The organism is bacterium (assembly GCA_030654305.1).
Lineage (GTDB): Bacteria > Krumholzibacteriota > Krumholzibacteriia > LZORAL124-64-63 > LZORAL124-64-63 > PNOJ01.
Map to the genome: position 1 here is coordinate 1 of JAURXS010000281.1, position 1,584 is coordinate 1,584.

Here is a 1,584-nt window from a genome sequence, read left to right on the forward strand (position 1 = left end):
GAGGTTGCCGCCGCAGGTCCCGGATTCGGCGTCGGTGCAGACGCAGAACACGTCGGACTGGGCGAGCGTGGAAGCGGGCGCACCCAGCATCAGGGCCGGGACCAGGATGAGGGCGGAACGGGGGAAACGCATCGGCATCCCTCCGGGGGTGGGGCGACGACGATTCGGGATCACCATACTGACAAGAGGGCGGCGGGACAAGCCGCCTGCGTCCCGCTGTACGGAATCCGCTCAGCGCCCCCCCACGGGGCTCGACATGTACGCGCCCTTGATCGCGCCCCAGGTGATCCCGTCCATCGCGACGACGCCGTTGATGCTGAACACCGGCGCGTCGTAATCGCCGCTGCAGACGGTGGCGGGGGTGTTGATCCCCAGCGTGTGGGTGTAGCCGGGAGTGCCCTCGGGAAAGACCACGTCGCCGGGGATCGGGCCGACGAAGAACTCGATGGGCGCCGTATCGTCCAGCACCCGCAGCCACATACTCCCCAGAACGACGACATTCGCCGCGTTGGGATACGCCGGCGCCGGCTCGGGCGCGACCATGTAGTTGTCCGGATCCATGTCGACGTCGAGGCCGTTCATCACCCACTCGCCGATGATGTCGCCGTCCTGACGGGAATCGGTGACCCGGGCCAGCCAAGCCAACACCGGAGTTCCGCTGGGATCGACCAGGCACAGGTAGATCATGGTCGGTTCGCCGGCGGGGATCACAGCGTTGCCGCCGCAGCTGTCAGGTGTCATGGGATCGAGGCAGATGCACATGACGTCCTGCTGCGCCGACGCGCCGACGGCCGTCGCCAGCAGCACGACAAGGATCGTGGGGCAGACCCGGAACCGGATGCTCACGCCGGACCTCCTTGCGGTGCGGCCGGCGGCCGCGCACGCTGTCTCAACGCCTTTACCGTCCGTACAGCGCCTTGATCGCGCCCCAGTCGGCTTGCTCCACCGCGTCCATCAGGCACATGTTGATGTGGAACACCGGCAGGGTGTAGTCGCCGCTGCACACGACGGTGGGCGTGGCGGTCCCCGCCGTGTGGACGTACCCCGGCGTGCCCGCGGGGAAGACGGCGGATCCCGGGACCGGACCGATGAAGAACTGGATGCGCTCGCTCGCGTCCAGGACGATGACCTGCATCGAGGCCAGCACGACGACATCCTGCGGGTTGGGCAGCAACGGCGCCGACGTGCAGTCGACGACGAAATCCTCGGCATCCGGGTCGACGTCCACGCCGTTCACCGCCCAGCTGCCGATCAGGACGTTGGCGTTGTCGTGGGTGACCCGGGCCTCCCAGGACAGCACCTGGGCCCCGCTCGGGAAGCACAGGAGCAGGTAGATGGGCGTCGGCACGAAGGCGGACATGAAGGTGCAACCCTCGCCGAGCCGGCCCTCCTGGTTGTCGCAGATGCAAAGGGCATCGATTTGAGCGCGCGCGCCGCCGGCCGCCGTCAGCGTCGCGGCGACGAGCACCAGAGAGAACCACAGGCGGCCGCGGCGGGCGGTTCGCGCCGGGAGCGCGAGGGGCGGGCGGATCTGGCGCCGATGGTGCACGACCGGCTCCTCTCCGCGCGGGCGCACCGGCGTCC

At 69.1% G+C, this 1,584-nt stretch carries 2 protein-coding genes; both read right to left on the minus strand.

The annotated features are described in order from the left end of the window. Positions 1-231: 231 nt before the first annotated feature. Positions 232-846 carry a hypothetical protein gene (locus tag Q7W29_08145; protein ID MDO9171787.1) on the minus strand — a complete coding sequence of 205 codons (615 nt, stop codon included), beginning with the start codon at positions 844-846 and terminating at the stop codon, positions 232-234. 52 nt (positions 847-898) lie between these two features. Continuing rightward, positions 899-1,584 (minus strand): hypothetical protein (locus Q7W29_08150; GenBank protein ID MDO9171788.1); only part of this gene is annotated, 686 nt, incomplete at its 5' end.